Genomic DNA, 26,888 nt, shown 5'->3' on the forward strand with positions numbered 1-26,888 from the left:
GGCAGATGGCACGCGAACCGCTAGAGCACGGCACGCAATTTTCGCAGCCGATCCGGCAGATCGTGCAGATGCTGGCGGTCCTCGGGGCTGTCGGTGTGGGCGTGTTTCTTGCCTATCCGCAGGTCGCGCCGATCTTCGTCACGAACCCCTGGCTGAACGGCACGATCATCCTCGTGTTCTTCCTTGGCGTGCTGGCCTGTTTCGCGCAGGTGTTCCAACTGTTCTCCTCGGTGTCGTGGATCGAGGGTTTTGCCGAAACCCGACTTGGTCACGACATCTCGCGTCCGCCCGGCCTGCTGGCCCCTTTGGCGTCGTTACTGCGGTCGCGGTCCCCGCGAAGCCAGATTTCTGCCTCTTCCTCGCGCTCGATCCTCGATTCGGTCGGCGCCCGGATGGAGGAGGCGCGGGACATTACGCGTTATATCGTCAATACGCTGATATTTCTTGGTCTTCTGGGCACTTTCTGGGGCCTGGCCACGACCGTTCCGGCGGTGGTCGATACGATCCGTAACCTGAATCCTGAAAACGGCGAGGGCGGTGTCGCAGTCTTCGGGCGCCTGATCGGCGGTCTGGAATCGCAGCTTGCCGGTATGGGCACGGCCTTCGCCTCGTCGCTGCTTGGCTTGGCCGGATCGCTGGTCGTCGGCTTGCTGGAGTTGTTCGCGGGCCACGGCCAGAACCGGTTTTACCGGGAGATGGAGAACTGGCTGTCGTCGATTACCCGCGTCGGCCTGGTCGGCGACTCGGGCGAGGAAACCATCGACCAATATTCACTGGCCGCCGTTCTGGACCACATGAATTACCAGATGGAGAGCCTTCAGGACATGTTCCAGAAGGCCGAGGCGGGACGTCTGGCCGCCGACGCCAAGATGGGCGGTCTGGCCGATGCAGTCGCCGTCATGGCACATAGAATGGACAGCGGCGGCGGTACTACCGATGCGCTGAACCGCGTGGCCGAGGGTCAGGAAAACATCGTCGAGGTTCTGCGCGGATCGTCGGGGGGAAATGACGGTCTGGATGCCGAAAGCCGGATGCGGATCAGGTCGATCGACGTGCAGCTTCTGAAGGTGTTCGAAGAGTTGCAGCAGGGGCGTCAGGCCGCCATCGACGACCTGCGCGGCGATATCGGGTCCCTGACCCGCACCCTGCGGCAGTTGAACCGTCAGGTGCAGGCTTCGCAGGGACAGGATCAGGCGTCCGAAGGGGACGGCTGACATGGCATTCCAGCGGCGCAGCGGTCAACGGTTCACGGCCAACGTCTGGCCCGGTTTCGTCGACGCGATGACGGCGCTTCTGCTGGTTCTGATGTTCGTGTTGTCGATCTTCATGATCGTCCAGTTCGTCCTGTCCGAAACGATCGAGGGGCAGGGTCAGGAACTGGATGCTCTGGGCGAGCAACTGGCATCGCTGGCGCAGGCGCTGGGGCTTGAAAATCAGCGCGCCGCCAACCTTGAAAATCAGGTCGCAAGCCTTGGAGCGGAGCGCGACACGCAGGCCGCGCTGATCGCTACATTGTCGGCGCAGCGTGACGATCTGACCGCCCGTGTCAGCAGCTTCGAGGAGCAGGTCGCCTCCCTGATCGCGACGCGCAATCGTCTGACGACCGCACTTGAGACAACCGAAGGCGAACGCAGCGCGCTGGCCGGTCAGCTGGAGACGACGCAGGGTGAATTGACACGCATCATCGACGAACGCGAGGCGTTGCAACTTGCACTGGCCTCTGCCCGGGAGGAAATCGACGAAGGCGTCGAGGCTGCGCGATTGGCCGCCGCCCAGCGTGAGGCGGTGGAGGAGCTTCTGGCCGATCTGCGCGCACAATCGGAAACGCAGGCGGCGACGCTGGCCCAGACGCTCGCGGCGCTGGAGGGACAGCAGGCCACGGTGGAAACCTTTCAAACCCAGATCACGGATTTGCAGGCCGATCTGGATGCGGAGGAGGCCGCGCGACTGGCCGAACTGGCCGCTGCCGAAGCACTGCGCGCGCGACTTGCGGATGCAGAAACGACGCTGACGGATGCCGAAGCCGCGCGTCTGGCGGAACAGGCCGCGGCCGAAGCCCTGCGCGAACGCCTTGCCAATTCCGATGCCGAACTGACCGCAATGACGCTTGCGTTGGAAGAACAGCGGCAGAAGGCCGAGGATACGCTGACGCTGCTGGCCGCCACCGAGGCGACGCGCGACGACCTGACCGCCCGTCTGGCGCAGGCCGTCGCCGATCTGAGCGCAAGTCAGGATGCGACGACGACGATGGAGGACCGGCTTGCGGCGGCGCTGGCCGCGCTTGAACTTCGCGACACGTCTGAAGCAGATTTGCAGGCCCAGTTGGCCCGGCTGCAGGCGGAGCTGCAAGCACGGGGCGACACGGTGGCCGAAGCTGAAGTCCGTCGTGCCGAGCTGGAGCGCCGCCTGACCGAGGCCCTTGCAGCGCAGGATGCGGCCCGCGCGTCCGAGGCCGAGGTGCAGGACAAGCTGGCCATAGCGCTTGCCAACCGTCTGGCCGCCGAAGACGCCGCGCAAGACGCGATGACCGACGCGGACCGGATGGCCGTCCTGCTGGATCAGGCGCGAACAGAACTGGCCGCCGTGGAAGACGACAGGATTGCCGCCCAGCGTGAAGCAGCAGCGCTGAACCAGCAGGTCGCGGAGCTTCGGACTCAACTGAGCGGCTTGCAGGGCCTTCTCAGCGCGTCGGAGGCAAGCGAAGCCGAAGCCCGCGTCCAGCTCGACAGTCTGGGCAATCGTCTGAATGCCGCGCTGGCCAAGGTCGCGGCAGAAGAACGGGCCCGCGCCGAACGTCTGGCGGCCGAGGCCGAGAACCTCGAGAAATTCCGGTCTGAATTCTTCGGTCAGTTGCGCGAGGTGCTGGCTGGACGCGAGGGCGTCGAGATCGTCGGTGACCGCTTTGTCTTTTCGTCCGAAGTCCTGTTCGCGCAAGGTCAGGCGGACCTTGGGGCAGAGGGTCGCCGCCAGATCGAGCAAGTCGCGGAAGTGATCCTCGACGTCGCTGACCAGATTCCCGAAGGCATTGACTGGGTGCTGCGCGTCGATGGTCATACCGACAACGTGCCGCTGTCTGGTTTTGGAAAATACGCCAACAACTGGGAGTTGAGTCAGGCGCGCGCTTTGTCGGTCGCGTTGTTCATGATCGAAGAACTGGGCGTGCCGCCCAAGCGGCTGGCCCCCACCGGATTCGGTGAGTTCCGGCCCGTCGATCCCGCGAATACAGAGGCGGCCCGCGCCCGCAACCGGCGTATCGAAATGAAGCTGACCGAGCGTTAGCGACAGTAACTGCCCGAACGATAGTCGGCGGTATCCAGGTGGAAATGATCGAGGTGATATCGGTCCGAATCCGGCCCCAGTACCGTGCCGAACGGACCGCAGGCCGCCCGCCAAAGAGTCCGTAGCATCCGACCATTGGCGCCCCGGTTCCAATCGGTCAGCACGGTGATCCGCGACCCGTTCGCAAGCTGGATCGCCGAGATGTCGATGGCGCGGCCCTTGGCGTGTTCGCTGACCCTGGCCCCTGCCTGGCTGTTCCGTGACCGACAGGCATACCCCGCCGCGACCTGCAGCCCGACCGCCCCACCGCCGGTGCGCCCGATGGTCGGCAGCAGGCCCGTTCGCACCCAATCGTCCAGTGCAGTCGCGGTGTCGCAATCCATCCGGGCAGGCCGGGTCAACTGGACACCCGAAACGCGGCTAACGCGCACAGCGTCGGGGATGCCGCAGGCACCGGGGCCGGTAACCGGCGCTATTGCCGTTCCCTGAATCGAACTGCGCCCGCATAGTCCGCCACCGCCGTCGCGTGACCGGCGCGGCGTGCGGCTGGCGGCAGGGATCAACGTATCGGGCCGGAAACGCGGCCGATCCGACATCTGTACGGTGCCGCCGCTGTCGTTGCGCGGCACTTGCGTGCGGCTGGCCTCGGTGCTTGTCACGACCTGCCGGTCCTGCGGCATCATCCGTTCGACCGGGCGTGTCGAAGTCTGGATCGCGGTCGCCCCCCGCGACGATACGACGTCATCCTGTGGCGCAGGTCGCGGCGTCGGATGAATGTCGGCCTGCGCTCCGGAAGCGAGAATGGCAGCGGCGAATACGATCCATTTCATGGTTTTGTCCCCCGTCCGAAATCCGGCTTGTCGGTGTCCTGACCCGCTTCGATGACGCCGCGCCGGATGGCACGGGTGCGGGTAAAATACTCGTGCAGCATCTCGCCGTCGCCCTTGCGAATGGCACGCTGAAGCGAAAACAGCTCTTCGGTGAAGCGCCCGAGAATTTCCAGCGTAGCGTCCTTGTTGTTCAGAAAAACATCGCGCCACATCACCGGGTCGCTGGCCGCGATGCGGGTGAAATCGCGAAAACCGGCGGCGGAATATTTGATGACTTCGCTGTCGGTCACTCGGCGCAGATCGTCGGCCACGCCAACCATCGTATAGGCGATCAGATGCGGCGCGTGGCTGGTGACGGCCAACACGAGGTCATGGTGATCGGCGTCCATCGTCTCGACGTTCGAGCCCATGGCGCGCCAGAATCGGGTCAGACGTTCCACCGCGTCGGGCGAGTCGGTCACCGGCGTCAGCAGGCACCAACGGTTGTCGAACAGCTCCGGGAAGCCCGATTCCGGGCCGGAATGTTCAGTGCCGGCCAGCGGGTGTGCCGGAATGAAATCGACACCGTCCGGCAGGTGTGGACCAATCGCCTCGGCCACGGCGCGCTTGACTGAGCCGACATCGCTGACGGTTGCGCCCGGTTTCAGGTGCGGGCCGATCTCGCGGGCGACATCCTCCATTGCGCCGACAGGCACGCAAAGCACGACCAGGTCGGCGTCTTGCACGGCCTCCGCCGCCGTGTCGGTGACGCGGTCACACAGTCCGAGGCCTACGGCCATATCGCGTGTCTTGGCCGACCGTGCAGTCCCGACGACTTCGCCCGCTAATCCGTCGCGTTTCATCCGCAGGCCCATCGATCCGGCGATCAGGCCCAGACCGATCAGGGCGACACGTTCGTAGATCACTGTTCGCGCCATGCCGCGATCCCTTCGAGCAAACGGTCCACGCCTGCCGCGTCCCCTACGGTGATCCGAAGGCAATCCGGAAAACCATAGCTCTTCGGGTGCCGCACGATCACGCCACGCGATTTCAGGAAGGCATCGCAGGAGGTGGCCTCCGCCTCGTCTGCGAACCTTGCTAGGACGAAATTTGCCGCAGACGGGTCGGAGGGCAGGTTCAGACCGGCAAGCCCCTTGCGCAACCGCGCCCGCTGCACCGTGTTGTCGGCAACGCATCGGGCGGCGAAATCGCGGTCGCGCACCGCGGCCTCGGCCGCTGCCAGCGCCACGTTCGACAGGTTGAACGGTCCTCGAATGCGGTTCAGCACGTCGACGACGGCGCGTGAACCATAGCCCCAGCCGACCCGCAGTCCGCCCAGACCGTAAAGTTTGGAGAATGTCCGTGTCGCAAAGACATTCTCGCGGTGCTGCGCCAGCCCCAGCCCGCCGTCGAAGTCGTCAGCAAATTCGGCATAGGCACCGTCGAGAACCAGCAGGCACCCGTCCGGCAGCCCATCGGCCAGCCGCACCACGTCCTGTCCGTTCAGCAGCGTGCCTGTGGGGTTCGCAGGGTTGGCGATAAAAACAAGGCGTGTGGCTTCGGTCACCCCGGCCAGCAGCGCGTCGACATCGACCGTGCGGTCCCGCTCCGGCACCTTGACGGGTGTGGCACCGGCCGCCCGCGCGCTGATCGCATACATCAGGAAACCATGCTCGGTGTGCAGCACCTCGTCGCCGGGGCCAACATAGGCCTGACACAGCAAATGGATGATTTCGTCGCTGCCGACACCGCAGACGATACGGTCGGGGTCGAGGTCGTGCACTTCGGCGATGGCTGCCCGCAGGGATGCGTGGTCGGTGTTCGGATAGAGGTGCATGACCTGCGTGGCCTCGGCGGCGGCAATCCGCGCGCTTTCCGGGGCACCGTAGGGGTTTTCGTTCGACGACAGCTTCAGGATGTCGGTCACGCCGTCGACCTTCGACGCGCCGCCTTGATACAGCTCGATCTCCATGATCCCCGGTTGAGGTGTCGGCGCGGCGTTCATCTGGGTCACTCCCCCCGTGGTCCGGTACGTTCTACGCGCACGTCATGGCGGGGGCAATTCCGGTCCGTTACAGAAAGCTCTGCGGGTCGATGTCGATGCTCAGCCGGGTCGAGCGGGGCAGGTCGATCTGTGCGACCCAGGCGGCCAGCGCGGGCTGGATCGGGGCTTGGCGCGGGGCCTTGACCAGAAGACGGACGCGGTGCCGACCCCGGATGCGCGCAATCGGAGCGGGCGCAGGGCCATAGATTTCCGCGCCGACGCTTTCCAACGGTTGCGAACGACGGGCCAGCGCATTGCCGACGTCGAAGGCGGTGGCGGCGTCCGGGTCGGAGATCACGATCCCGGCCATCCGGCCATAGGGCGGAACACCGGCGGCGCGACGCTGGTCGGCCTCTTCGCGCAGGAAACTCTCCTCGTCGCCCGACAGGATCGCGCGAATTACCGGATGTTCGGGTTGATAGGTCTGCAGCAGGGCCTCGCCCGGCTTGTCAGCGCGACCCGCCCGTCCTGAAACCTGTCGCATCAGTTGAAATGTGCGTTCGGCGGCGCGCAGATCGCTGCCTTGCAGGCCGAGGTCCGCGTCGATCACGCCGACCAGGGTGAGATGCGGAAAGTTGTGACCCTTTGCCACCAGTTGCGTGCCGACGATGATATCCGCGCCGCCCCGCGCGATCTCCTCGACCTTGGCCTTCAGCGCGCGGGCGGAGCCGAACAGGTCCGACGACAGAATGGCGATACGGGCTTCGGGGAACAGCGCCGTTACCTCCTCGGCCATGCGCTCGACACCGGGACCGACGGCAGCCAGCTTGCCTTCCACGCCGCAGCTTGGGCAGGCTGGCGGCATCGGCGCGGTTTCGCCGCATTGGTGGCACATCAGGCGTTTCAGGAAGCGGTGTTCGACCATCCGCGCATCGCATTGATGGCAGGCAACCTGTTGGCCGCAGGCACGGCAGAGCGTGACCGGAGCATAGCCGCGCCGGTTCAGAAAGATCAGGCTTTGCTCGCCCGCGATGATCCGGGTCTCGATTTCGCGCTTCAGGGTGGGCGAAACCCAGCGTCCGCCCGGCAGATCCTCGTCGCGCATGTCGACGGTCCTCAGTTTGGGCAGGACTGCATCGCCGAAACGTGAGGTCAGATCCAGGCGCTTGTATTTGCCCAGTTCCGCATTTGCCCAGCTTTCCAAGGACGGGGTCGCCGTGGCCAGCACGACCTGTGCCCCTTCGCAGGACGCGCGCAAGACGGCCATGTCGCGGGCCGAATAAAGCACGCCGTCTTCCTGTTTGTAGGAGGTGTCGTGTTCTTCATCGACGACGATCAGGCCAAGGTCCTGGAACGGCAGGAAAAGCGACGACCGTGCGCCCACGACCAGCCGGGCCTGGCCGCTGGCGACCTTGGCCCAGCAGCGCCGTCGTTCGGACTGCGTGACGCCGGAGTGCCATTCAGCCGGGTGCGCACCGAAACGCGCTTTGACACGGGTCAGAAATTCGGCGGTCAGTGCAATTTCAGGCAGCAGCACAAGGACTTGCCGCCCGTGCGACAGACATTCTGCGACAGCCTCCAGATAGACCTCGGTCTTGCCCGAGCCGGTTACGCCCTTGAGCAGCGTGGTCCCATATCCGCCGGACGCAATGGCGGCCTGCAGCGTATCCGCCGCCTGCTGCTGATCGGGAGCCAGCGGTTTGCCGGGGCGTTTCGGGTCCAGTGGCGGGAAGTCCGCATCGCGCGGCATGTCCTGTTCCAGCACCGCCCCGGATGCGACGAGGCCCTTGACGACACTGGTCGAAACCTCGGCCATCCCGGCGAGTTCCGACAGCGCGAAGAGGTCGCCGGGCCGGTCGCGCAGGACGTCGATCACTTTGAGTCGAGCGGGCGTCACGCGATCCGGCGCGCCGGTACCAATCGCATAGACACGGCGTTTGCCCGGCGTTTCGCCCAAGCCCGGCGCGCGCAGGCCAAGGCGCAACATCGCGGGCAGGGGGGTCAGGGTATAAGCGGCGGACTTTTCCAGGAAATCGCGGAACGCTTCACCCATTGGCGGCACATTCAGAATTCGGGCAATGGGGCGCAGTTTTTCGACCGGCCAATCCCCGGCGGCGTCCCCCCAGACCACACCCAGAACCTTGCGCGGGCCTAGCGGAACCTCGACGAAGGCTCCGTCCTGCACGCCACCCGGCGGCGCACGATAATCCAGCGCGCGGTCCAGCGGTTGCGTGGTCAGCACCGCAACGGGCGCGCCGGGGGGATGGAGGCGGGACATGGGGGTCATATCGCGCCTCGCGCGCGCCGATGCCAGAGGCAGCGTCGGGTTCCGGGAACGCGATCAGGCCGTGCGCCTGGTCAACGCCGTCACCACGCCCATCGCCATCAAGGCTATGCCGCCGCCCTGCGTGATGCGCCGTAGCACCGCAGGCCGCTTCAAGCCCGTCCGCAACCGGTCCGCCAGTAGCGCATAGGCCAGCGCGTTCAGCAACGCGAGGGCCACGAATGTCGCGGTCAGGATGGCAAATTGCGGGATCAGCGGGGCTTCCGGGCGCAGGAACTGCGGGACGAAGGCAATAAAGAACACGATGGATTTCGGGTTCAGCGCGGTGACCAGTGCGGCGTGGCCGAACACTTCCCGCGCGGGAATGCTGCGGGTTTCGCCGATGCGGCCGAGCATGGCGCCACCGACGGATCGGAACAGTCGCCAGCCCATCCAGATCAGATAGGCCGCGCCGACCCATTTCAGCACTGTAAAAAACGCGGCCGATGCCAGAATCAATGCGCCCAGACCCGCCAGCGAGGCGGTCATCGCACTTATGTCGCCCAAGGCAACCCCTGTGGCCGAGGCAACGGCAACGCGGCGTCCCTGGCTGAGCGCATAGCTCATCACCAGAAGGACGGTGGGGCCGGGGATCAGCAGAAGGGCGGTCGAGGCGGCGGCGAATGTCAGCCAGAGTGTGAGGTCCATGGGCTGGTCCTTGGAAGCAGTTAGCGGTACAGGAAAGCGAACCATTCATACGCCGAGGACGCCATGAAATTCTTCGTAGATACCGCTGATATCGACGCCATCCGGGAGTTGAACGACCTGGGTATGGTCGATGGCGTGACCACCAACCCGTCGCTGATCGCCAAGTCGGGCCGCGACATCTTGGAGGTCACCAAGGAAATCTGTGATCTGGTCGATGGCCCGGTCAGCGCCGAAGTCGTCGCCACCGAGGCCGATCAGATGCTGGCCGAAGGTCGCCATCTGGCCAAGATCGCCGACAACATCTGTGTCAAGGTGCCCCTGACATGGGCCGGACTGAAGACCTGCAAGACGCTGTCCGACGAAGGCACCAAGGTGAACGTGACCCTGTGCTTCAGCGCCAACCAGGCGTTGCTGGCCGCCAAGGCGGGGGCCACCTTCATCAGTCCGTTCATTGGCCGTCTGGACGATATCAATATCGACGGCATGGACCTGATCGGGGACATCCGCACGATCTATGACAACTATGGCTTCGAAACGGAAATTCTTGCCGCATCGATCCGCAGCGCGAACCACATGAAGGACGCTGCGCTGATGGGCGCCGACGTCGCGACTGCCCCTCCGGGCGTCATCAGGAAGATGATCGAGCACCCATTGACCGACAACGGATTGGCACAATTCCTGAAGGATGCCGAAAAGGCGGGCATCAAGATCGTCTGATCGGAAGGGTTGCGGGCCTTCGGGCCACACCGACTGCAAAACACCGGGCCGGGTGCGATTTTGTCGCCCCCGGCCCGAATTCTCTGTGCTATCTGAAATGCAATCGGCAAAGACCGGAGAGAGAGCAGATGGCAGACCAGACCGCGCGCGCCGTGGGTCACGATTGGCGTGACCGCGTCCTGACAGACCCCGACATGATATTGGAAGATCGCGATTTGATGCGGGCACTGATCGCCGCGAACGAGCGGCAGATGGGCAAGAACATCGTCGATCTGCGCGGTATTGCGATGGAACGGCTGGAGGCGCGGCTGGATCGTCTGGAAGATACGCATCGCAGCGTGATCGCCGCCGCCTATGAAAACCTTGCCGGGACGAACCAGATTCACCGCTGCGTCCTGAAACTGCTGGAAGCGGAAAACCTGCCGGGGTTGCTGGATCTGCTGCCGGGCGAGTTGGCCGATATCGTGCGTGTCGACCGTGTGCGGCTGGTGCTGGAATCCGCTGAACCGGGCGAAGTGCCGCATCTGGTCATCTCGCCGGTGCGTGAAGGATTCGTGGAAACCTATATCACTCAGGGCCGCGATGTTCCGGTGCGGCAGGTAACGCTTCGCCAATGCGCGCCCGCATCCGAAAAGGTTTTTGGCGGCGATTCCGATTGGGTCCGCTCCGAAGCCTTGCTGAAGCTGGATTTGGGCGACGGGCGCCTGCCCGGAATGTTGGCTTTCGGGTCGGAAGATCCGCACCAGTTTCGCGCCAATCAGGGCACCGAGCTGCTGACCTTTTTCACCGCCGCGTTCGAGCGTGTCGTGCGGCGATGCTTGGGCTGAGGCCCGGATGACGCTGGAAATCAGTCCCGGCGCGCGCGACGCGTTGCAGGCGTGGGGCGACCACATGCGGGCGCTGGACGGGGCGGCGGAGAACACGCTGACGGCCTATGCGCGCGATGTCACGGCGTTTCTGGCATTTCAGGCGGGACATCGCGGCGGACCTATGGGCTTGGCCGAGATCGGGCGTTTGCGGACGGCGGATATGCGCGCCTGGATGGCCGATCAGCGGTTGCACGGCACAGGCGGACGGTCGGTCGCACGGCATTTGTCGGCGGTAAAATCCTTTGCACGCTGGTTGTCCGAACGGGAAGGGTTTGATCCGACCGCGATCCTGTCGACACGCGCGCCGAAATTCCGCAAACCGCTGCCCCGCCCCTTGGCGAAAGATGCGGCAAAAGATCTGATCGAGACAGTCGGGATGCAGCATGACACGCCTTGGATCGCGGCGCGGGATGTGGCGGTCGTGACGGTGCTGTACGGCTGCGGCCTGCGCATTTCCGAAGGGCTGGGTCTGACGGGAGGCGATGCGCCGCTGGCCGATGTTTTGCGGATCAAGGGCAAAGGCGGCAAGGAACGATTGGTGCCCGTTCTTCCTGCTGCGCGCGACGCTGTTGAACGATATATTGCGGCCTGTCCTTTCGATCTGACCGATGATGGCCCGCTGTTCCGGGGTGCGCGGGGCGGGGCCCTGAACGGGCGGATCGTTGCGGGCGTGATGGCGCGGGCCAGAATGCAACTGGGTTTGCCCGCGTCGGCCACGCCGCATGCGCTGCGTCATTCCTTCGCCACGCATCTGTTGGAGGCAGGTGGCGATCTTCGCTCAATTCAGGAGCTTCTGGGCCACGCCAGCCTGTCCACGACGCAGGCCTATACGGCTGTCGATACGGTACACCTGATGGAAACCTATGCCCGTGCCCATCCGCACGGCAGATAGCGTCAGGTGCCGATAGCAAACGATATTTCAGGTTGTTCCTTTAGGATAATGCCTGCGGAACGCAGCCCTGGCCTGACGAAGTGGCCTATGACACGGCGAAATCCACCATCCTTAGCTTTTCTTGGCTATAAGCCGGGACTATTTGCGGGAAGGTGTGTTGTTTGACGGCAATGCGGCTGCATTCCTCAAGATCGAATTGACCGATGGCATTATGATAAGACGAACCGGGGAAGAGGCATTCATGATCGCTGGTATGATGTCGAAGCGCGCGTATTGTGTGACCGGATCGAACGGGCATGTGGACGGGCGCGCGGTTCAGACGGGGGGCATCTGATGGAACCCTCTGGCCCTGCTTCCCGCGAGGACATTCTGGCCCGGATCAAAGCTTTTCCGCTGGGTCAGAGCCCGGACGAGATGCGCGAGAACTTTCGCCATCGCGTATTGGGAACATCGGCCGGACTGGACGATGCCACCCGGAGCTTCCGTCCCGAAACGGGGGGTGGCAACCTGCCTCGGATTATCTGGTTTCATGGTGGCGGCTATGTATTCGGCGGGCCTGACACGCATGCCGGGATCGCCCGATATATCAGTGATACACATGGTTTCGTCGTGCATCTTCCGCATTATCCACTGGCCCCCGACCACCAGTGGCCCGCGCAACTGGACGCGGCGCTGGCGGCCGTTCCGTCCGGGTCGGCACCGATTTTGGCGGGCGATAACGCAGGTGGGCACCTGGCCCTGGTCACGGCACTGGATCTGGCCCGAAAAGGCAGGCCGATCGCGGGTCTTCTTCTGTTTTCACCGAATACCGATCGCAGTGGATTGAGCAAGACGCGTGCCCAGGCGGACAAGGATGCCCCTGACTTTGACGACAGGTGTGACAAGTATCTGGCAAAACTGTGTTTTGGGGATCGCTCCACAACCGACCCGCAGGTTTCGCCACTTCTGGATGATCTGTCCTTGCTACCGCCGACATGGATCGAAGTCGGCGCGCACGAGGTTCTGCTGGACGATTCGAGGTTGCTGTTTGCGCGGGCAGAAGAAGCTGGCGCGGACATTCACCTTACGGTGACAGAAAACTTGATGCACATGGCACAAATCTGGGCGCCTGATTGGGCTGCGGCGACGGAATCTTTGGACCGTGCCGCCGAATTTGCCAAGTCGCTGACGCCCCAAGACTGATCTGGCGCGCCATCCGCGCTAAGGTCTGACCTGCGACAAGCGGGCAAGGAAAGAGTCGGTCCACCAGCGAATATCTTTTTCAAACACGCCTTCGCGCAGGGTCTGGTGACGTTCACGACGTTCTTCCAGAGGCATATGGATAGCTCGGTCTATGGCATCGGAAAAGCTGCGTTTGTCGAAAGGATTGATCAGCAGGGCCGCGTCCATTTGTTCGGCGGCACCGGCGAAATGCGACAGGATCAGAACGCCTGGATCCTCCGCATCCTGCGCCGCCACGAATTCCTTGGCGACGATATTCATGCCATCGGCAAGCGGCGTCACCAGAGCGGCGTCCGCGCGGCGATATAGACCGGCGATAAGATCGCGGTCGACGTGGCGGCGAACATAACGCAAAGGCGTCCAGTCCAGGTCGGCATGAGCACCGTTGATGGATCCGGCAGTGCGCTCTAGCTCCTCTCGGATTTCCTGATATGCGGCGACATCTTCGCGCGACGGTGGGGCAATTTGCAGAAATGTCGGGCGCGGGTCGCCCTTGGCGCGGCGTGAAAGATAATCGTCGAAGGCCTCGAAGCGCTGAACAAGGCCCTTGGAATAATCCAGACGGTCGACACCGATCAGAAGCGGAGCATCGTCAGCAAGTTGCAGGTCTGGCTTGCGCGCGGCCTCAGCCGTTTTTGCGAACTTCTCGGCGTCGATGCCGATCGGAAAGCTGAGCACGGAGAATGTCCGGTTCTCGCGCAGCCATTTGCCGCCGCGAAGGACCTGAGCCTTGGGGTCGTGACGCAGGACCTCATTTGCCGAAGTCACGTCGCGCATGGTCTGAAGGCCGACGATATCATGCGCGGCCAACCATGAGGACAGTGCCGCGACCTGCGGCAGGGCCATCACATCCGTCGGGTTGGGAAAGGGGATATGAAGGAACAGGCCGATGCGGTTGGCGATGCCGAGGGCCCGCAATTCCTGCGCTACCATCAGGAAATGATAGTCCTGAATCCAGATCAGATCGTCCGGTTTCACGGTAGAGGCGATGGCTCGCGCCACACGGCGGTTGACGGCGGCATAAGCCTCGAATTCGCTTTCGGAAATATCCAGTAGATCGGGGCGATGGTGGAAAAGGGGCCAGAGAACCGAATTCGAATAGCCAAGGTAGTAGCCGATATGCTCTGCCTCGGTAATCGCAAAGGTTGCCCGGTCATAGTCGCCGCTGCCGATCCTTGTCAGACCGTCCAGCGCCTGTTCGCTCGGATCGGCTGCCCCGATCCATAACCCACCGGCCCCTGTCAGGGCTTCGTGCATGGCATTGACCAGTCCGCCTGCGGGGACTTCGTTGCTTTTGGGTATGCGGTTTGAGACGACGATGAGCCGTCCTGTCCCGACCGGACTGTCCGAAAATGGCGCGTCGTCGATCACGAGTTCAGACAAGCCAATCCTCCAGTTTTAGCAACAGCGATTTGGGGTCGGGCAAGCGATGAGATGCAACGGTTTCGGCTTCGCCGATCTTGATGGCATAGCCTTTCCGATGTTCGACCAGTTGCAAAGCCGGCTCGTCCGTCAGATCATCACCGGCATAGATCGGCGTTTTCCCCCGGAATGGCAGACGATCCATCAACCGGGTAAGCGCGATGTCCTTGCCGACGCATTCGGGCTTCAACTCATAGGCCATCAGTGCGGGTTGCAGCCGGAACCCGTCGGCGGCCATCGCCAGGCTTTCCATGAACCGCAATGCAAGTGCACCGCATTCTTCAGCCTGTCGATAATGCAGCACAACGCCGGAGGGCTTGTGTTCGACCAGAAACGACGGGCAAAGTTTGGCGAAGTCGTCGACCAACCGGCAAAGTCGGCGAACCGTATCCTCATCGAACTCGACCAGTTTGGAATGGACACCGTCGATATGCATTTCGGCCCCATGAGTGCCGATCAGTGCGCCCTTGAAGTCGGGAAGGAATTTCTGAAGGTCCGCAATGGACCGGCCCGAGACCAGGGCGACGCGACCGTCCAGCCGATCCATCGCGCGGTCCAGAATGCCGGTAATGCTAGCGGTCACATCGATGTCGTCGGGACGTTCGGCAATTTCTACGAGTGTGCCGTCGAAATCCAGATACAGGGCGGACTGGTCAGCATCAGGCAATTTGAAATCGCCCACCGCTTCGGCGGGTTGGTCGGTCATACCCATGAAACCTGTCATCTGATAATACTGCATTTGGCCACATTCCCTGATCTGACCCGCTTGCATGCGGAACACCTATCCAGCCGACCTGAGGTCGACAGGTATCTGCGCGAAGCAACGACAACTGAAATAGAGGTCACGCGACGCATCCTTGAGCATTTGAATATTGTATTAGTCTAACCTGTTTTTGCAGCCAAAGTTCCGGCTATCATTTAGCAAGCCTACCTAGGGACGCCCAGCGCAGTGACGACGCTGACGCCTAGATGTGCAAATAAGAGTTTTCTGCCCGATATTTACGCAGCAAAAAGAGATAGCGGAAGCAAGATTCAGCCGATGCGCGAAGTCAGATCATCCCGCCCGCACACGCAGCATTTCCACTGCATGCACCAAATCGTTGCGGAAATCCTCCGTGGCGCGGTCCCGGGCCTGTGAGTCGGGCAGACGCAGCAGACAGCTGGGGTGGAGCGTGACCAGAAGCGGGCGGCCGTCTCTTGTCCGCTCCATCCCGCCGCGACGTTTCAAAACCCTGCTGCCGTCACCCGTCAGAGCGTGCAGCGCGATCGCTCCGGGGATAGTCTTGAGGTGAATGTATCCCCGGAAGCCCTGTGCCCGGAGCTTTTCAGCGATACGAACCATTTCCTCCATCGTATAATCCGAGGACCGCAAAACGCCGGAGGACAGAAACAACCCTTCGATGTAATTGCGCCGACAGAATTCGGTCGTCAGCCAGACCACCTCGTCCACGGTAAACCGGGCGCGAGGGACATTCGATGAGACGCGATTTACGCAATAGGCGCAGTCGTAGACACAATAATTCGTCATTAAAATCTTGAGCAGAGAGATACATCGGCCGTCCCGCGCATAGGCATGACAAATGCCCGACCCCTTAGTCGAGCCCAGCCCCTTGCCATCGCGCGACCCCGCGTCTGGATGTTCCCGATGACGCGCAACTGGCGTCGTATTTGGCTGCATCCGACAGCAGAGCCAGTTTGTCCTGAATCGTCATTTTTGCCATATGTTCTGTGTATGTTCTTATTCGCCGCCCCGGCAAGAGCGGCAGAAACAGCGAATCCGAGGTGGCGGGAACAGGTTCGCCGCTCGCGGCGTTGTGAAGCCAGATAGCAAGAGCGATCTGCGAATTTCCGCCCTTAGAGCTTGGCGGGCCATGAAACCGGAGAGACCACAATGAACAGCATTTTCTACATCATCGGTGTCGTCGTTGTTGCGCTGGCTGTCATCAGCTTCATCGCCTGAACACAACCAGATCAATTCTGAACATTCACAAACGACAGGAGACTATCATGTCCGTTAACAAGACTACGCCCCCCCCGTCGTCTACAGGGCAACAGCATAGCGATGCTACTGCTTCCGAAATGGCCTCTGATGCCAAGTCTGCCGCCACGAGCAAAGCGTCCGATTTGAAGTCGAAAGCCAAGTCCGAGGCCTCCAAACTGGCCGATCAGGCCCGTTCCGCCGCCGACGAAAGGGTGGAGGATGCCAAGGACTATGCGACCGACAACATCGAGCGTACAGTGGAACAGATTCGCGATGCAGGCCGCCAGTTCGGCGATGACAGTTATCAGGCTCAGGCCGCCGATTATCTGGCTTCGAACCTGAGTCAGGCTGCCGACATGATCCGCCGACAGGATCTGGGTTCGCTTGCCGATGATCTGACATCGTTTGCACGCCGCAATCCTGCTGTCGTCTTGGGTGGTGCCGCACTTCTGGGTTTCGCCGCCGCGCGGATGCTCAAGGCGTCGGAACGGTCGACAGCCGATGTCCGGTTCGAGTCGCCGACCGCAGGTGTGAGCAATACGCCCTATGACCGTCAGATCGACCGTGGTTACCGCTCATGAACCAGCACAGCCAATCCCCAAAGGGACCGGCAAGTCTGATTTCGGATGTGCTGGCCCATGTCTCGTCGCTGATCCGCAAGGAATTCGACCTTGCCCGCGCCGAAGTATCCACAAACATCAACCGCGCTGGCGTTGCCATCGGCCTTCTGGTCGGTGCGATGGTCATCGCACTGGTTGCGCTGAACGTATTGGCAGCCGCGTTGGTCGCCGCCATCACCGAACTGGGTCTCGATGCCGGATGGTCGGCTTTGATCGTGGGCGGAACACTTGCTCTGATTGCGCTCGGAATGGTCATGAAGGGGGTCAATGACCTCAAATTGACCAGTCTGGCCCCGTCGCGAACGGTCAAGAACCTGAAGCGCGACGCTGATGCGGTTAAGGAGACGATGTGATGACCGATGATCGTTCTACAGACCAGATCGAACGTGAGATCGAGCTGGAACGTGTTGAACTGGCGCGTTCCCTTGAAAGCCTGCAACGGCAATTTTCGCCTGAAGTCATCGTGGACCGTGTATCCGGTATGTTACGGGATAACGGTGGTGAGTTCGCGGGAACCGCATTGAAGCAAGCGCGCGACAACCCGCTTGCCCTGGCCGTCACCGGCGTGGGTCTTGCGTGGCTGATTGCCGGTCCGGCCAGGAAACACACGAGGATACGCGAACGCCCTATGCCGGTGCGTCCGCAATCCACATTCGATGACGAACCGCATGATATGCATCTTGAACGTCACGAACCAGAAGTTGGCTATGACCACCGTGACTATCAGCAGGTTCGGGGATTTCGCCATGCGGAGTCTTCGACGGAAGGCTTCGACACACGCGTCGCTACAGCCGAAGGCGATGTATATGACCCCGTCATCCGGGCCAGAGGAGAGACGGAGTCCAGCTATCTGGAACGCATCAGAGGAATGGCTAGCGATGTCCGCGATTCCATTTCATCCTGGATGCATAGCTCTGAAACCACAGCGGCGGACGGCGGCAAAAGCCTGCGCGAACGCCTTATGGAGGGAACCGAAAATATGACCGATACAGCACGTGACCGTGTAATCGCCGCCCGCGAGGCCGCATGGGATGCCGAGCGTCGCCTGGAAGCCCGTGCCCGTGATTATGCCGCATCCGGTAAGGATGCCTTTAATCAGCAGCCATTGATCGGTGCCCTTGTCGCGTTCGGTATCGGCGCAATGATAGGAGCGGCACTGCCGCGGACCCGCAAGGAAGACGAATATCTTGGCGTCTATCGTGATCGCGCCCTGTCCGAAGCAGAGCGCGTGTATCGCGCTGAAGCCGCCAAACTGCGCGCCGTGGCCGAAGCCGCCGCCCGTGAAGCCAAGGCTGTCGCGACGGAAACGCTGGAAGATATCAAGTCCGGCACACCGTCCGGTAACGAGGCCGTATCTGCGGCGGAAGACAAGGCAAAGTCCGCGGCCGACCGTATCAAGGATGCTGCCGCGGACGAAGCCGACAAACGCGACCTTGGAAGCTCGGTCAGCTAGGGTTCACATATATGTAAAGCAGGGCGCGACCTTCCGGGGTCGCGCCTTTCCTATAACGGATGGAAGAAATCGGACTTTGACGGGATCAGTCCACCGACTTCAGCCAGACGGCTGCCGTCCGACCGGGTAGGGTGCCGTCATCCATGTCAGACGATGTGAAATCAGCCCCGTTCGGCGCATCGACTGATGTCGTGCCGAAGTTGAGCTTCACCGTCGCACCCGGATATTCAAGCGTGATGACCTCGCCCTCCTTTGACCAACCCTGCAATGTCAGATCACCCAGATCGTCGCGCCTGAATGCAAAGACACGGCGATAGAAGCGCAGGTTGCTTGCCTCGTCGATATGCTGGACCGCGACCGATGTGCCATCGGGCCACTTCATCGGAAGCCATGGCGTTCCGGTGGTGAATCCGCGATGGTGGCCTTCAGTCCAAGGGAGTGGAACGCGAGCGCCTTCGCGGCCCGGACCATCGGGCCAGTACAGCAGGTCGAGAGGATCGGTAACGGCATCCTTGGGCAAGTCGGGCTGGGTCAGTCCCAACTCCTCACCCTGAAAAATCAGGACCGGGCCGGGCGCGGTGGCAAGAACCGTTGCAAGAAACCGAACATCACGCGCCGATCCGTCGCCGGACTTGCCCGCGTGGCGAGCCTGGTCATGCGATGTCAGCCACCATCCAATATTGCAGGGGCTGGTGGCACGGGTCAGGATATCGGCATAGGCCGCAGCCGAGGCATTGTTCTCGGGCAGATCGGTGGTGTAAGCCGCATTCATACGTTCCGGTTTTGTCAATCCGCAGGCAAGTTCGACGGATTGATTGCCCGACGTGACCTCGCCAATCAGAAAGGCGTCGTCCCCCGCCCAGTCGCGCAGATTCTCGACAAAGACCAACCCGTCGCCGGGAAGCAGATCATGGGCGTGGTTCTGATAGGTATAGGGCACGAAACTCTCACCAGCCATCTTCTCCTGCTCTTCAGGCGTTGCGGGCGGATTGTCCTTCAGTGAAGATTCGAACAGCAGCGATGTCACGGCATCAATGCGGAAGCCGTCGACGCCCCGGTCGCGCCAAAATTGCATGATGGCTCGTAGTTCGCATTGCACGTCCCTGTTCCGCAGGTTCAGACTGGGTTGGGCAGACGTGAAATTGTGAAAGTAGTACTGACGGCGAATGTGGTTCCATGTCCACGCGGGTGGGCCAAATTGCGACAGCCAGTTGTTCGGCTGTGTGCCGTCCGGCTTGGGGTCGGCCCAGACATAGTAGTCTCTATACTTCGGATCTCCTGCGACCGACCGTATGAACCACGGCGCGTCCGTCGACGTATGATTGAACACTTGATCAATTATAAGCCGCAGTCCCAGGTCGTGCGCGCGCGATACAAGATGGTCGAAATCGTCAAGTGTGCCCAAATGGGGATCGACATTCAAATGATCTGCTATGTCATAGCCGCCGTCGTGCAAAGGGGATGGATAAAAGGGCGAGAGCCAGACCGCATCTACACCCAACGTTGCTGCATGATCCAACCGCTGAACGACGCCGTTCAGATCGCCGGTGCCGCTGCCGGTCGTGTCCATGTAGGAACGAGGATAAATCTGATAGATGACTGGTGCGGCGGGCCAGGCGGGAAGGGACAAGTCAGGCTCCTAGTGCAAAAAAGAGAGACGCCCCTGTCGGAACGCCTCGGGTCTTGTCGAAACTAGGGCCGGATCAGGCACCGACCACCTTGCCGCCGTTCGGGTGCAGCGTCTGGCCGGTATAATAGCTGCCGTCCGATGACGCGAGGAACAGATAGGCCGTCGCCACCTCCCACGGTTGGCCCGCGCGCCCCAACGGTGTGTCGGTGCCGAAATTCTCGACCTTGTCAGCAGGCAAGGTGCCGGGGATGAACGGCGTCCAGATCGGACCGGGTGCAACGGAATTCACGCGGATACCCTTGTCGGCCAGATTGCCCGCTAGCGACCGGCTGAAGGCTAATGACGCGCCACGCGTCATCGAGTAGGTGATGAGACTTCCCTTACCCGCGAAAGCGTTGATCGAAGACGTGTTGATGATCGCCGCACCTTTCTTCAGATACGGCAGCGCGGCCTGGGTTGTGAACATATAGGCCTTTATATTGGACGCGATCATCCGGTCGATCTTGTCCTCGGCCAGATCGGCGAAATCCTCGTCCAGCCACTGCTGCGCACCGTTGTTGATGAGCACGTCCAACTGGCCGTATTCGTCAATCACCGCTTTGACAGTGGCCTCGCAATGATCCTTTGTGCCCAGATCGCCAGAGATCAGAAGGCAGGTTCCGCCCTCTTCCTCGACCAGACGCTGGGTTTCCTTCGCATCGCGATCCTCTTCCAGATAGGCGATGGCGATTTTCGCACCTTCGCGCGCGAACAGGACCGAGATGGCGCGCCCGATACCGCTGTCACCGCCGGTGATCAAGGCCACCTTGTCGCGAAGCTTGCCAACGCCGGGGTGGCGCGGGGCATAGTCAGGAGCCGGGTCCATCTTATACTCGTCCGCAGGCATCGAATCTTGGGATTGTGCCGGAATTTCTGGGGTGTTCATCGTCGTCTCCTTGGTATTTGCAGACTCGCGGGGACAACGGTGGCGCAGCACGGGAGTTCCGTGCCGCTGTCATTTGTGAATGTGCGGAGCGAGATTGTGCCGAACCTGCGGATTACGATTTGGCGGCGGCAATCACGATGATTTCCACCTTGAACTGGAGCGTTGCCAGTCGAGCTTCGCCGGTCGCACGGGCGGGGGCCTGACCTGCGGGCACCCAATCATCCCAGACTGCATTCATTTCGTGGAAATCGGCCATGTCGGCCATCCAGATAATTACCTGCAATAGATGATCTCGGTCGGACCCTGCCTCGGCCAGCAGGGCATCGACCTTGTTAAGGCAAGATCGCGTCTGATCGGCCACGGATACACCGTCACCCACTTGTCCGGCCAGATAGATCGTGTCGCCGTGCCGGACGATCTGGCTCATCCGCTGGGTCGTATGGCTGCGTGCGATAGTCATGATTACACCGTGTAGTTGAGGGGAAGGCGGCCGCCGTCGACATAGATAGTCTCGCCGGTAATATAGCTTGCCTTCGCGCTGGCCAGAAAGGCGACCACATCGCCGATTTCACGCGCCGTGCCGGGCCGCTTGAGAGGGGTGCGCGACATCGCCCGGTCGAAGGCTGCGGGGTCAGCGTTCACGGCCGCCATCATGTCGGTGTCGATGCTGCCCGGTCCCACTGCGTTGACCCGAATGTTGTGCGGGGCCAGCGCCAGCGCCGCCACCTTGGTCAACTGCATCACGCCGCCCTTCGATGCGCAATATCCGGCGATCGCGGGGATCGCGACCTGCGCATTGATTGACGACATATTAACGATCGCGCCTTCTATCTTGCGCTCGACCATGGTGCGCGCGGCCCGTTGGGTGGCAAGGAACACGCCGGTCAGATTAATGTCGATAACACGTTGGAAATCGCTCAACGGCATCGTCAGGAAGTCGCCTGCAATCGCGATGCCCGCATTGTTGACCAGCGTGTGGACGGGCCCCACCTCGGCCTCGACCTTGTCGAAGAGCGCGGCGATCTGCTCCGGATCGCCCATATCGCAAATGAACCCAGTGCCGCCCAGGCTGGCCGCCGCGTCGTGAACGCTGTCCTTCACGTCGGCCAGTACGATGCGGTATCCGTCTTCGGCAAGGGCTTCGGCGCAGGCAAGGCCGATGCCCTGCGCCCCGCCGGTGACAAGCGCGATGCATTCCATATGATGTCCTTTCGTTTCACGCCAAGGCTTGCCCCCGGCGCGGCGGGGCGTCAACGTGGCAGCCATGAAAACCGTCGAACAACTGGTCTCCGAGGCCCGTGCCCGGATCGAGGAATGGGACGTCGCGCGCCTGATAGCCACGCCGGACGCGGTGGTGGTCGACATCCGTGACGTGCGCGAACGGGCCAAGGGGTTCATCCCCGGATCGATCCACGCGCCGCGCGGCATGCTGGAATTCTGGTGGGACCCGACCTCGCCTTATCATCGCGAAGTCTTTGCCGGGCCGGGACCGTTTGTCCTTCACTGCGCGATGGGCTGGCGGTCCGCCCTAGCGGCGGCGACATTGCAGGATATGGGATTCAAGGTCGCACATCTGGTCGGTGGGTTTGAAGCATGGCAAGCGGCAGACGGTGACATCGAAATGCCAGTGCCCAAGGGCGCAATCAAATCCGGTGCGCCAGGGTGACCCTTAGTCCAGCATGACCTGCGTTTCGATACGGTCCAGTTCGGCCTCACCGCGGAACAGAACGACCAGTCCGATATAGCGTCCGCCCTGCCAACTTGTTGCGTTCAGGCGACGCCCGACGGCGCGGAACGCCTGCGCTTGTGTGCGATCCAGCGCGACGTCTTGCGACAGGATCTCTTTGCCGCGCGGACCGCGAATGGTCAGGCGCAGAACATCGCCTGCCTGACTGCCGTAGATCGACCCCCATAATACCAATGCAGGCGCATCGACGGGCAGGTTAGCTGCGTCGGCAGTTCCGGCCTTGACGGCATCGTATTCCGGGATTGCATCGGAGAATCCCGCCGCCAGAAGGCCTCCGGCTTCGTAGATCGGCGCCTCTAGCCAGAGGGCCTCAACGAACGGATCGACGACCGCGCCGTCCCGGCGAACGGCGATATGGACATGGGGAAATTCTGTCTGTCCGGTCCGGCCCATAAGGGCGAGCGGCTGGCCCTCTGTCACGGTATTGCCCCTTGCCGTTGTGACCGAACCGTTGGCCAGATGGCACAATTGCGTCTGCCATCCGCCGCCATGGTCGATCACGACACCGTTGCCACAGTCCTGTCCTGCGACGCGGGTGCCGTCCGGCGTGCCGTCGCGGACGCCGATGACCCGACCCGCCGCCGGGGCCAGGATTGGAATGCCTGCCTTCATGGTTTCGTCATCGGCAACACGGATATCGGTACCCTTGTGGCCATCATACGTCAGCGGCCCGCCGGTAAAATCCCGGGCGCCGGGTCCGGGGTCGGCGTCGACATATTGCTGGACAAAGCAGTCGTCGCCCAACGTGCAGTCAAGCGGCAGCCGCAGTTGCAGGTCTTGTGCCAGTGTCGGGGTCGCAAAACAGAAAAGGACGAGCATTCGTGTCGTGTTGACCGGTCCCGCGAATCGCCTTCCCGTCAGCGCCGGATAACCGCGCACAGGACATGATCTTGATCGCGTCATCGCAAGGATGGCGGATATGAAGACCAGAATGCAGGCGAGACGGGGCATGAATATCCTATGGGATTTCCGGACAGGCCGGTGACCGCAGCCCTTGGAGCAATCAAATGTTGTCAGGTGCAGACCCGAAACGCAAAAGGCCCCCGCGCCATGCAGGGGCCTTTGATCATTTATCCGTATCAGTCTGCGGTCAGAAGAGGAGGCTTCTTCTTGCTGATCCGGGGGGCACCCGGCTCCTCGATCCGCAGATCGAGAGCACCGTTCTTGACGCCGACCTTTACCAGCCCGCCTTTCGCCAGCTTGCCGAACAGAAGTTCCTCGGCCAGCGGTTTCTTGACGTATTCCTGGATCACGCGACCCAGGGGACGCGCGCCCATCTTGTCGTCGTAGCCCTTGTCGGCGATCCATTCGGCCGCCGCTTTGGTCAGCTCGATCGAAACGTTGCGATCCAGAAGCTGGGCCTCCAGTTGCAGCACGAACTTTTCGACCACCTGCAGGATCGTATCCTTGGGCAGCGCGCCGAAGCTGATGACTGCATCCAGACGGTTGCGGAATTCCGGTGTGAACGTGCGTTCGATCGCGGCGGTATCCTCGCCCTCGCGTCTGTGTCGGCCAAAGCCCAGCGGCTCGCGGGCAGCGTCGGAGGCACCGGCGTTCGACGTCATGATCAGAACCACGTTCCGGAAATCCACCGCCCGACCGTTGTGATCGGTCAGCTTGCCATGGTCCATGACCTGCAGCAGGATATTGAACACATCCGGGTGCGCCTTTTCGATCTCGTCGAGCAGCAGAACGCAATGCGGATGCTGGTCGATTCCGTCGGTCAGCAGACCACCCTGATCGAACCCGACATAGCCCGGAGGCGCACCGATCAGACGCGAGACGGCGTGCTTTTCCATGTATTCCGACATGTCGAAGCGCAGCATTTCCACGCCGAGGGTATCGGCAAGCTGCTTGGCGACCTCGGTCTTGCCGACGCCGGTCGGACCCGCGAACAAATAGTTGCCGATCGGCTTCTCCGGCTCGCGCAGGCCTGCACGGGCCAGCTTGATCGCCGACGACAACGCCTCGATCGCGGCGTCCTGACCGAACACCACGCGTTTGAGCGAGCCTTCCAGATCGCGCAACACTTCGGCGTCGTTCTTGGACACGTTTTTCGGCGGGATGCGGGCGATCTTGGCCACGACATCCTCGATCTCTTTCGTGCCGATGGTCTTGCGACGCTTGCTTTCGGGCACCAGCGCCTGCGCGGCCCCGGCCTCGTCGATGACGTCGATGGCCTTGTCGGGCAACTTGCGATCATTGATGTAACGCGCCGACAATTCGACCGCGGTCTTGATCGCATCGGCGGTGTATTTGATCGAGTGGTGATCCTCGAAATAAGTTTTGACGCCCTTCAGGATCTTCACGGTGTCTTCGACAGACGGCTCGTTGACGTCGATCTTCTGGAACCGACGCGCAAGCGCGCGGTCCTTTTCAAAGTGCTGACGGAATTCCTTGTAGGTCGTCGATCCCATCGTCCGCAGCTTGCCACCCGCCAGCGCAGGCTTCAGCAGATTGGAGGCATCCATCGCGCCGCCGGAGGTGGCACCGGCACCGATAACGGTGTGAATCTCGTCGATGAACAGCACCGCGTCGGGATGTTCCTCAAGCTCCGTCACGACGGCCTTAAGGCGCTCCTCGAAATCGCCGCGATAGCGGGTTCCGGCCAGGAGTGCGCCCATGTCGAGCGAATAGATCGTCGCACCCGACAGAACGGCAGGTACTTCACCCAGCACGATCTTGCGGGCCAGGCCCTCGGCGATGGCGGTCTTGCCCACGCCGGGGTCGCCCACCAGCAGCGGATTGTTCTTGCGGCGACGGCACAAAACCTGAATCGCGCGCTCGACTTCCAATTCGCGTCCGATAAGGGGGTCGATATCGCCCTTTACGGATTTCTTGTTCAGATCGACGGTATATTTCGCCAGCGCACTTTCGCGGTTCTCGGACGGGTTCGGACCCGCTTGCTCGGTGTCGCCGAAGCTGTCGTCGTCATCGGACCCCTGCACCGGGCGGTGATCCCCGAACTCTGGATCCTTGGCAACGCCGTGGGCGATGAAATTCACCGCATCATAGCGGGTCATATCCTGCTCTTGCAGAAAATAGGCGGCGTTGGATTCCCGCTCCGCAAAGATGGCGACAAGCACGTTCGCGCCCGTCACCTCGGTCCGGCCGGACGACTGAACATGGATCGCGGCGCGCTGGATGACGCGCTGGAAGGCGGCGGTGGGGACCGCTTCGGAGCCTTCGACGTCGGTGACCAGCGTAGACAGATCGTCTTCGATGAAATCCTCGACCGTCTGACGGAGCTCGTCCAGATTGACGCCGCAGGCCTGCATGACGCGGGCGGCATCAGGTTCGTCAATCAGAACCAACAGAAGATGTTCGAGCGTCGCTAGTTCATGGCGACGGGCATTGGCCTGCGCCAATGCGGCGTGAATGGCTTGTTCAAGGGTATTCGAGAACGATGGCATGATGTTCTCCTGCCTGTATGCGGTCCACGGGACTGTAGGCCGCGTTTCTTTAAGTTTTGGTTGTCATCTTCACGGCTTCAAGTCTTTTTATTGTTTTGTCGCCGATCCGTGACCTGTGGTGATAGCAGAGCGACAACTTTGTCGCCTTGTTGACCGTCAAAAGGCATCTTTGGCACAGCGGGCCGCGGCAAAGGTGTTTTCGTCCGATTGTCCGGTGGTTCCGGTCGCGGCCTTCAGCGAAGCCTCATGCGCGCGCAGGAACGGGTTTGTGTTGCGCTCGGTGTCGAGGGTGGACGGCACGCTGGGCCGGTTTGCCGCGCGAAGCCGCTCCACCTCGGCTTTTCGAGAGATAATGGCAGGATTATCCGGTTCAAGGGACAGGGCGAAGCGCAGGTTGGTGTCAGTGTACTCGTGACCCGAGGCGATCAGCGTGTCGCCCGGCAGAGCCGCGAACTGCGACAGGCTGGCATGCATTTGATCGGGCGTGCCTTCGAACAGGCGTCCACAGCCACCCGCCATCAGGCTGTCGCCGGTGAAGGCGAGACCGTCGAACAGATAGGCGATATGGCCAATGGTATGGCCCGAGACGTCGATGATCCGGGCCTGCGCATCGCCGAGGGTCATCGTGTCGCCAGGCGAAAGTGCGTGATCCAGCGGCGGCAAGCGGTGCGCGTCCGATGCGGCCCCCCAGACTTGCGCGCCGGTTGCGGCGACCAGATCGGGCACGCCGTCGATGTGGTCCCAGTGGTGGTGCGTCAACAGGATGTCGGTCAGACTCAGGCCATTCCGGGTCAGTGCGGCAAGGATCGGCGCGGCATCGGGTACGTCGACCACGGCCACGCGGTCGCCGGAGCGGACCAGATATGCATAATTGTCCGACAGACAGGGAACGGTGATCAGGGTGTCGATAAGAGTCATGCAATTCTCCGCTGGCACGGCTAGCATGACATCTGCG

Annotated in this window: 24 protein-coding genes and 1 pseudogene; 10 read left to right on the forward strand and 15 right to left on the reverse strand. The window is 62.0% G+C overall.

The genetic code is table 11. The features are described 5' to 3' along the window. The first annotated feature begins 5 nt into the window (after positions 1 to 5). Both BMY38_RS05005 and BMY38_RS05010 read left to right on the forward strand, forming a co-directional pair. Entirely contained in the window at positions 6 to 1,214 is a 1,209-nt protein-coding gene (locus BMY38_RS05005; RefSeq protein ID WP_092760313.1) for a biopolymer transporter ExbB, read from the forward strand. A 1-nt stretch (position 1,215) separates the two neighbouring features. Beyond that, complete coding sequence (locus tag BMY38_RS05010) at positions 1,216 to 3,279, forward strand: peptidoglycan -binding protein (protein ID WP_092760315.1); 2,064 nt, start codon at positions 1,216 to 1,218, stop codon at positions 3,277 to 3,279. On the opposite strand, the gene BMY38_RS05015 is transcribed toward BMY38_RS05010, so the two are convergent. The 5 genes from BMY38_RS05015 to BMY38_RS05035 all read right to left on the reverse strand — a co-directional run bounded on the left by BMY38_RS05015 (position 3,276) and on the right by BMY38_RS05035 (position 9,043). Then, positions 3,276 to 4,109, reverse strand: coding sequence for an extensin-like domain-containing protein (locus BMY38_RS05015; protein WP_092760317.1), 834 nt, complete (start codon positions 4,107 to 4,109; stop codon positions 3,276 to 3,278). The two genes, BMY38_RS05010 and BMY38_RS05015, sit on opposite strands and share 4 nt — an antisense overlap. Beyond that, positions 4,106 to 5,026 carry a prephenate/arogenate dehydrogenase family protein gene (locus tag BMY38_RS05020; RefSeq protein WP_092760319.1) on the reverse strand — a complete coding sequence of 307 codons (921 nt, stop codon included), beginning with the start codon at positions 5,024 to 5,026 and terminating at the stop codon, positions 4,106 to 4,108. The genes BMY38_RS05015 and BMY38_RS05020 overlap by 4 nt, the downstream gene beginning before the upstream one ends. Beyond that, positions 5,011 to 6,093 carry a histidinol-phosphate transaminase gene (gene hisC, locus BMY38_RS05025; RefSeq protein ID WP_092760321.1) on the reverse strand — a complete coding sequence of 361 codons (1,083 nt, stop codon included), beginning with the start codon at positions 6,091 to 6,093 and terminating at the stop codon, positions 5,011 to 5,013. Before hisC ends, BMY38_RS05020 begins: the two co-directional genes overlap by 16 nt. A 67-nt stretch (positions 6,094 to 6,160) precedes the next feature. Further along, the gene (locus tag BMY38_RS05030; protein ID WP_424337760.1) at positions 6,161 to 8,359 is read right to left on the reverse strand and encodes a primosomal protein N'; all 2,199 of its coding nucleotides are present in this window, start codon (positions 8,357 to 8,359) and stop codon (positions 6,161 to 6,163) included. Between the two features lie 54 nt (positions 8,360 to 8,413). Further along, complete coding sequence (locus tag BMY38_RS05035; RefSeq protein ID WP_092760325.1) at positions 8,414 to 9,043, reverse strand: LysE family translocator; 630 nt, start codon at positions 9,041 to 9,043, stop codon at positions 8,414 to 8,416. A 63-nt stretch (positions 9,044 to 9,106) separates the two neighbouring features. Between BMY38_RS05035 and fsa the strand changes: the two genes are divergently transcribed. The 4 genes from fsa (at position 9,107) to BMY38_RS05055 (ending at position 12,703) form a co-directional block, all read left to right on the forward strand. After that, complete coding sequence (gene fsa / locus BMY38_RS05040) at positions 9,107 to 9,760, forward strand: fructose-6-phosphate aldolase (RefSeq protein WP_092760327.1); 654 nt, start codon at positions 9,107 to 9,109, stop codon at positions 9,758 to 9,760. 128 nt (positions 9,761 to 9,888) lie between these two features. Further along, positions 9,889 to 10,587 (forward strand): DUF484 family protein, encoded by a 699-nt coding sequence (locus BMY38_RS05045; protein ID WP_092760329.1) that lies wholly within the window; start codon positions 9,889 to 9,891, stop codon positions 10,585 to 10,587. Positions 10,588 to 10,594: 7 nt separating this feature from the next. Beyond that, positions 10,595 to 11,521 (forward strand): tyrosine recombinase XerC, encoded by a 927-nt coding sequence (locus BMY38_RS05050; RefSeq protein ID WP_092760331.1) that lies wholly within the window; start codon positions 10,595 to 10,597, stop codon positions 11,519 to 11,521. Positions 11,522 to 11,854: 333 nt separating this feature from the next. Then, the gene (locus BMY38_RS05055) at positions 11,855 to 12,703 is read left to right on the forward strand and encodes an alpha/beta hydrolase (RefSeq protein WP_092760333.1); all 849 of its coding nucleotides are present in this window, start codon (positions 11,855 to 11,857) and stop codon (positions 12,701 to 12,703) included. Positions 12,704 to 12,721: 18 nt separating this feature from the next. Here the strand turns inward: BMY38_RS05055 and BMY38_RS05060 are convergent, their stop codons facing one another. The 3 genes and pseudogenes from BMY38_RS05060 to BMY38_RS05070 all read right to left on the reverse strand — a co-directional run. After that, the gene (locus BMY38_RS05060) at positions 12,722 to 14,125 is read right to left on the reverse strand and encodes an alpha,alpha-trehalose-phosphate synthase (UDP-forming) (RefSeq protein ID WP_245737499.1); all 1,404 of its coding nucleotides are present in this window, start codon (positions 14,123 to 14,125) and stop codon (positions 12,722 to 12,724) included. Then, the gene (gene otsB / locus BMY38_RS05065; protein WP_217638782.1) at positions 14,118 to 14,876 is read right to left on the reverse strand and encodes a trehalose-phosphatase; all 759 of its coding nucleotides are present in this window, start codon (positions 14,874 to 14,876) and stop codon (positions 14,118 to 14,120) included. Before otsB ends, BMY38_RS05060 begins: the two co-directional genes overlap by 8 nt. Positions 14,877 to 15,431: 555 nt before the next feature. Then, positions 15,432 to 15,885, reverse strand: a pseudogene (locus BMY38_RS05070) (radical SAM protein); the annotation flags it as partial. Positions 15,886 to 16,171: 286 nt separating this feature from the next. On the opposite strand from BMY38_RS05070, the gene BMY38_RS05075 reads away from it, so the two are divergent. From BMY38_RS05075 to BMY38_RS05085, 3 genes are read left to right on the forward strand one after another with little or no spacing between them, the layout of a single operon-like run. Further along, entirely contained in the window at positions 16,172 to 16,726 is a 555-nt protein-coding gene (locus tag BMY38_RS05075; RefSeq protein ID WP_139204656.1) for a V-type ATP synthase subunit E family protein, read from the forward strand. After that, complete coding sequence (locus BMY38_RS05080; RefSeq protein WP_092760339.1) at positions 16,723 to 17,118, forward strand: phage holin family protein; 396 nt, start codon at positions 16,723 to 16,725, stop codon at positions 17,116 to 17,118. The genes BMY38_RS05075 and BMY38_RS05080 overlap by 4 nt, the downstream gene beginning before the upstream one ends. After that, positions 17,118 to 18,218, forward strand: coding sequence for a DUF3618 domain-containing protein (locus BMY38_RS05085; RefSeq protein WP_092760341.1), 1,101 nt, complete (start codon positions 17,118 to 17,120; stop codon positions 18,216 to 18,218). Before BMY38_RS05080 ends, BMY38_RS05085 begins: the two co-directional genes overlap by 1 nt. An 85-nt stretch (positions 18,219 to 18,303) precedes the next feature. Here the strand turns inward: BMY38_RS05085 and BMY38_RS05090 are convergent, their stop codons facing one another. The 4 genes from BMY38_RS05090 to BMY38_RS05105 form a co-directional block, all read right to left on the reverse strand. Beyond that, complete coding sequence (locus BMY38_RS05090) at positions 18,304 to 19,848, reverse strand: alpha-amylase family glycosyl hydrolase (protein WP_092760342.1); 1,545 nt, start codon at positions 19,846 to 19,848, stop codon at positions 18,304 to 18,306. A gap of 73 nt (positions 19,849 to 19,921) precedes the next feature. Continuing rightward, complete coding sequence (locus BMY38_RS05095; RefSeq protein ID WP_092760344.1) at positions 19,922 to 20,773, reverse strand: SDR family oxidoreductase; 852 nt, start codon at positions 20,771 to 20,773, stop codon at positions 19,922 to 19,924. Positions 20,774 to 20,885: 112 nt separating this feature from the next. After that, positions 20,886 to 21,233, reverse strand: coding sequence for a RidA family protein (locus BMY38_RS05100; RefSeq protein ID WP_092760346.1), 348 nt, complete (start codon positions 21,231 to 21,233; stop codon positions 20,886 to 20,888). Between the two features lie 2 nt (positions 21,234 to 21,235). Then, a complete protein-coding gene (locus tag BMY38_RS05105) occupies positions 21,236 to 21,973 on the reverse strand; it encodes an SDR family NAD(P)-dependent oxidoreductase (protein ID WP_092760348.1) in 738 nt (245 codons plus the stop codon). Positions 21,974 to 22,037: 64 nt separating this feature from the next. Between BMY38_RS05105 and BMY38_RS05110 the strand changes: the two genes are divergently transcribed. After that, positions 22,038 to 22,439: a rhodanese-like domain-containing protein gene (locus tag BMY38_RS05110; protein ID WP_092761221.1), complete on the forward strand. Its 402-nt coding sequence runs from the start codon at positions 22,038 to 22,040 to the stop codon at positions 22,437 to 22,439. 3 nt (positions 22,440 to 22,442) lie between these two features. Here the strand turns inward: BMY38_RS05110 and BMY38_RS05115 are convergent, their stop codons facing one another. The 3 genes from BMY38_RS05115 to gloB form a co-directional block, all read right to left on the reverse strand. Next, entirely contained in the window at positions 22,443 to 23,339 is an 897-nt protein-coding gene (locus BMY38_RS05115; protein WP_092761223.1) for a M23 family metallopeptidase, read from the reverse strand. 260 nt (positions 23,340 to 23,599) lie between these two features. Beyond that, on the reverse strand, positions 23,600 to 25,933 hold the full coding sequence (gene clpA, locus BMY38_RS05120; protein ID WP_092760350.1) for an ATP-dependent Clp protease ATP-binding subunit ClpA: 2,334 nt from the start codon (positions 25,931 to 25,933) through the stop codon (positions 23,600 to 23,602). Between the two features lie 156 nt (positions 25,934 to 26,089). Continuing rightward, entirely contained in the window at positions 26,090 to 26,851 is a 762-nt protein-coding gene (gene gloB, locus BMY38_RS05125; RefSeq protein ID WP_092760352.1) for a hydroxyacylglutathione hydrolase, read from the reverse strand. Positions 26,852 to 26,888 lie beyond the last annotated feature (37 nt).

The organism is Jannaschia helgolandensis (assembly GCF_900109285.1).
Classification (GTDB): Bacteria; Pseudomonadota; Alphaproteobacteria; order Rhodobacterales; family Rhodobacteraceae; genus Jannaschia; species Jannaschia helgolandensis.

What these genes read in the sequence shown, in the direction of transcription:
- BMY38_RS05095 (WP_092760344.1), bottom strand. Translation starts at nt 20,773, where the DNA reads ATGAACACCCCAGAAATTCCGGCACAATCCCAAGATTCGATGCCTGCG.
- BMY38_RS05055 (WP_092760333.1), top strand. Translation starts at nt 11,855, where the DNA reads ATGGAACCCTCTGGCCCTGCTTCCCGCGAGGACATTCTGGCCCGGATC.
- BMY38_RS05115 (WP_092761223.1), bottom strand. Translation starts at nt 23,339, where the DNA reads ATGCTCGTCCTTTTCTGTTTTGCGACCCCGACACTGGCACAAGACCTG.
- BMY38_RS05075 (WP_139204656.1), top strand. Translation starts at nt 16,172, where the DNA reads ATGTCCGTTAACAAGACTACGCCCCCCCCGTCGTCTACAGGGCAACAG.
- BMY38_RS05050 (WP_092760331.1), top strand. Translation starts at nt 10,595, where the DNA reads ATGACGCTGGAAATCAGTCCCGGCGCGCGCGACGCGTTGCAGGCGTGG.
- BMY38_RS05110 (WP_092761221.1), top strand. Translation starts at nt 22,038, where the DNA reads ATGAAAACCGTCGAACAACTGGTCTCCGAGGCCCGTGCCCGGATCGAG.
- BMY38_RS05100 (WP_092760346.1), bottom strand. Translation starts at nt 21,233, where the DNA reads ATGACTATCGCACGCAGCCATACGACCCAGCGGATGAGCCAGATCGTC.
- otsB (WP_217638782.1), bottom strand. Translation starts at nt 14,876, where the DNA reads ATGGGTATGACCGACCAACCCGCCGAAGCGGTGGGCGATTTCAAATTG.
- BMY38_RS05015 (WP_092760317.1), bottom strand. Translation starts at nt 4,109, where the DNA reads ATGAAATGGATCGTATTCGCCGCTGCCATTCTCGCTTCCGGAGCGCAG.
- BMY38_RS05045 (WP_092760329.1), top strand. Translation starts at nt 9,889, where the DNA reads ATGGCAGACCAGACCGCGCGCGCCGTGGGTCACGATTGGCGTGACCGC.
- clpA (WP_092760350.1), bottom strand. Translation starts at nt 25,933, where the DNA reads ATGCCATCGTTCTCGAATACCCTTGAACAAGCCATTCACGCCGCATTG.
- hisC (WP_092760321.1), bottom strand. Translation starts at nt 6,093, where the DNA reads ATGAACGCCGCGCCGACACCTCAACCGGGGATCATGGAGATCGAGCTG.
- gloB (WP_092760352.1), bottom strand. Translation starts at nt 26,851, where the DNA reads ATGACTCTTATCGACACCCTGATCACCGTTCCCTGTCTGTCGGACAAT.
- fsa (WP_092760327.1), top strand. Translation starts at nt 9,107, where the DNA reads ATGAAATTCTTCGTAGATACCGCTGATATCGACGCCATCCGGGAGTTG.
- BMY38_RS05085 (WP_092760341.1), top strand. Translation starts at nt 17,118, where the DNA reads ATGACCGATGATCGTTCTACAGACCAGATCGAACGTGAGATCGAGCTG.
- BMY38_RS05010 (WP_092760315.1), top strand. Translation starts at nt 1,216, where the DNA reads ATGGCATTCCAGCGGCGCAGCGGTCAACGGTTCACGGCCAACGTCTGG.
- BMY38_RS05080 (WP_092760339.1), top strand. Translation starts at nt 16,723, where the DNA reads ATGAACCAGCACAGCCAATCCCCAAAGGGACCGGCAAGTCTGATTTCG.
- BMY38_RS05105 (WP_092760348.1), bottom strand. Translation starts at nt 21,973, where the DNA reads ATGGAATGCATCGCGCTTGTCACCGGCGGGGCGCAGGGCATCGGCCTT.
- BMY38_RS05030 (WP_424337760.1), bottom strand. Translation starts at nt 8,359, where the DNA reads ATGACCCCCATGTCCCGCCTCCATCCCCCCGGCGCGCCCGTTGCGGTG.
- BMY38_RS05005 (WP_092760313.1), top strand. Translation starts at nt 6, where the DNA reads ATGGCACGCGAACCGCTAGAGCACGGCACGCAATTTTCGCAGCCGATC.
- BMY38_RS05035 (WP_092760325.1), bottom strand. Translation starts at nt 9,043, where the DNA reads ATGGACCTCACACTCTGGCTGACATTCGCCGCCGCCTCGACCGCCCTT.
- BMY38_RS05020 (WP_092760319.1), bottom strand. Translation starts at nt 5,026, where the DNA reads ATGGCGCGAACAGTGATCTACGAACGTGTCGCCCTGATCGGTCTGGGC.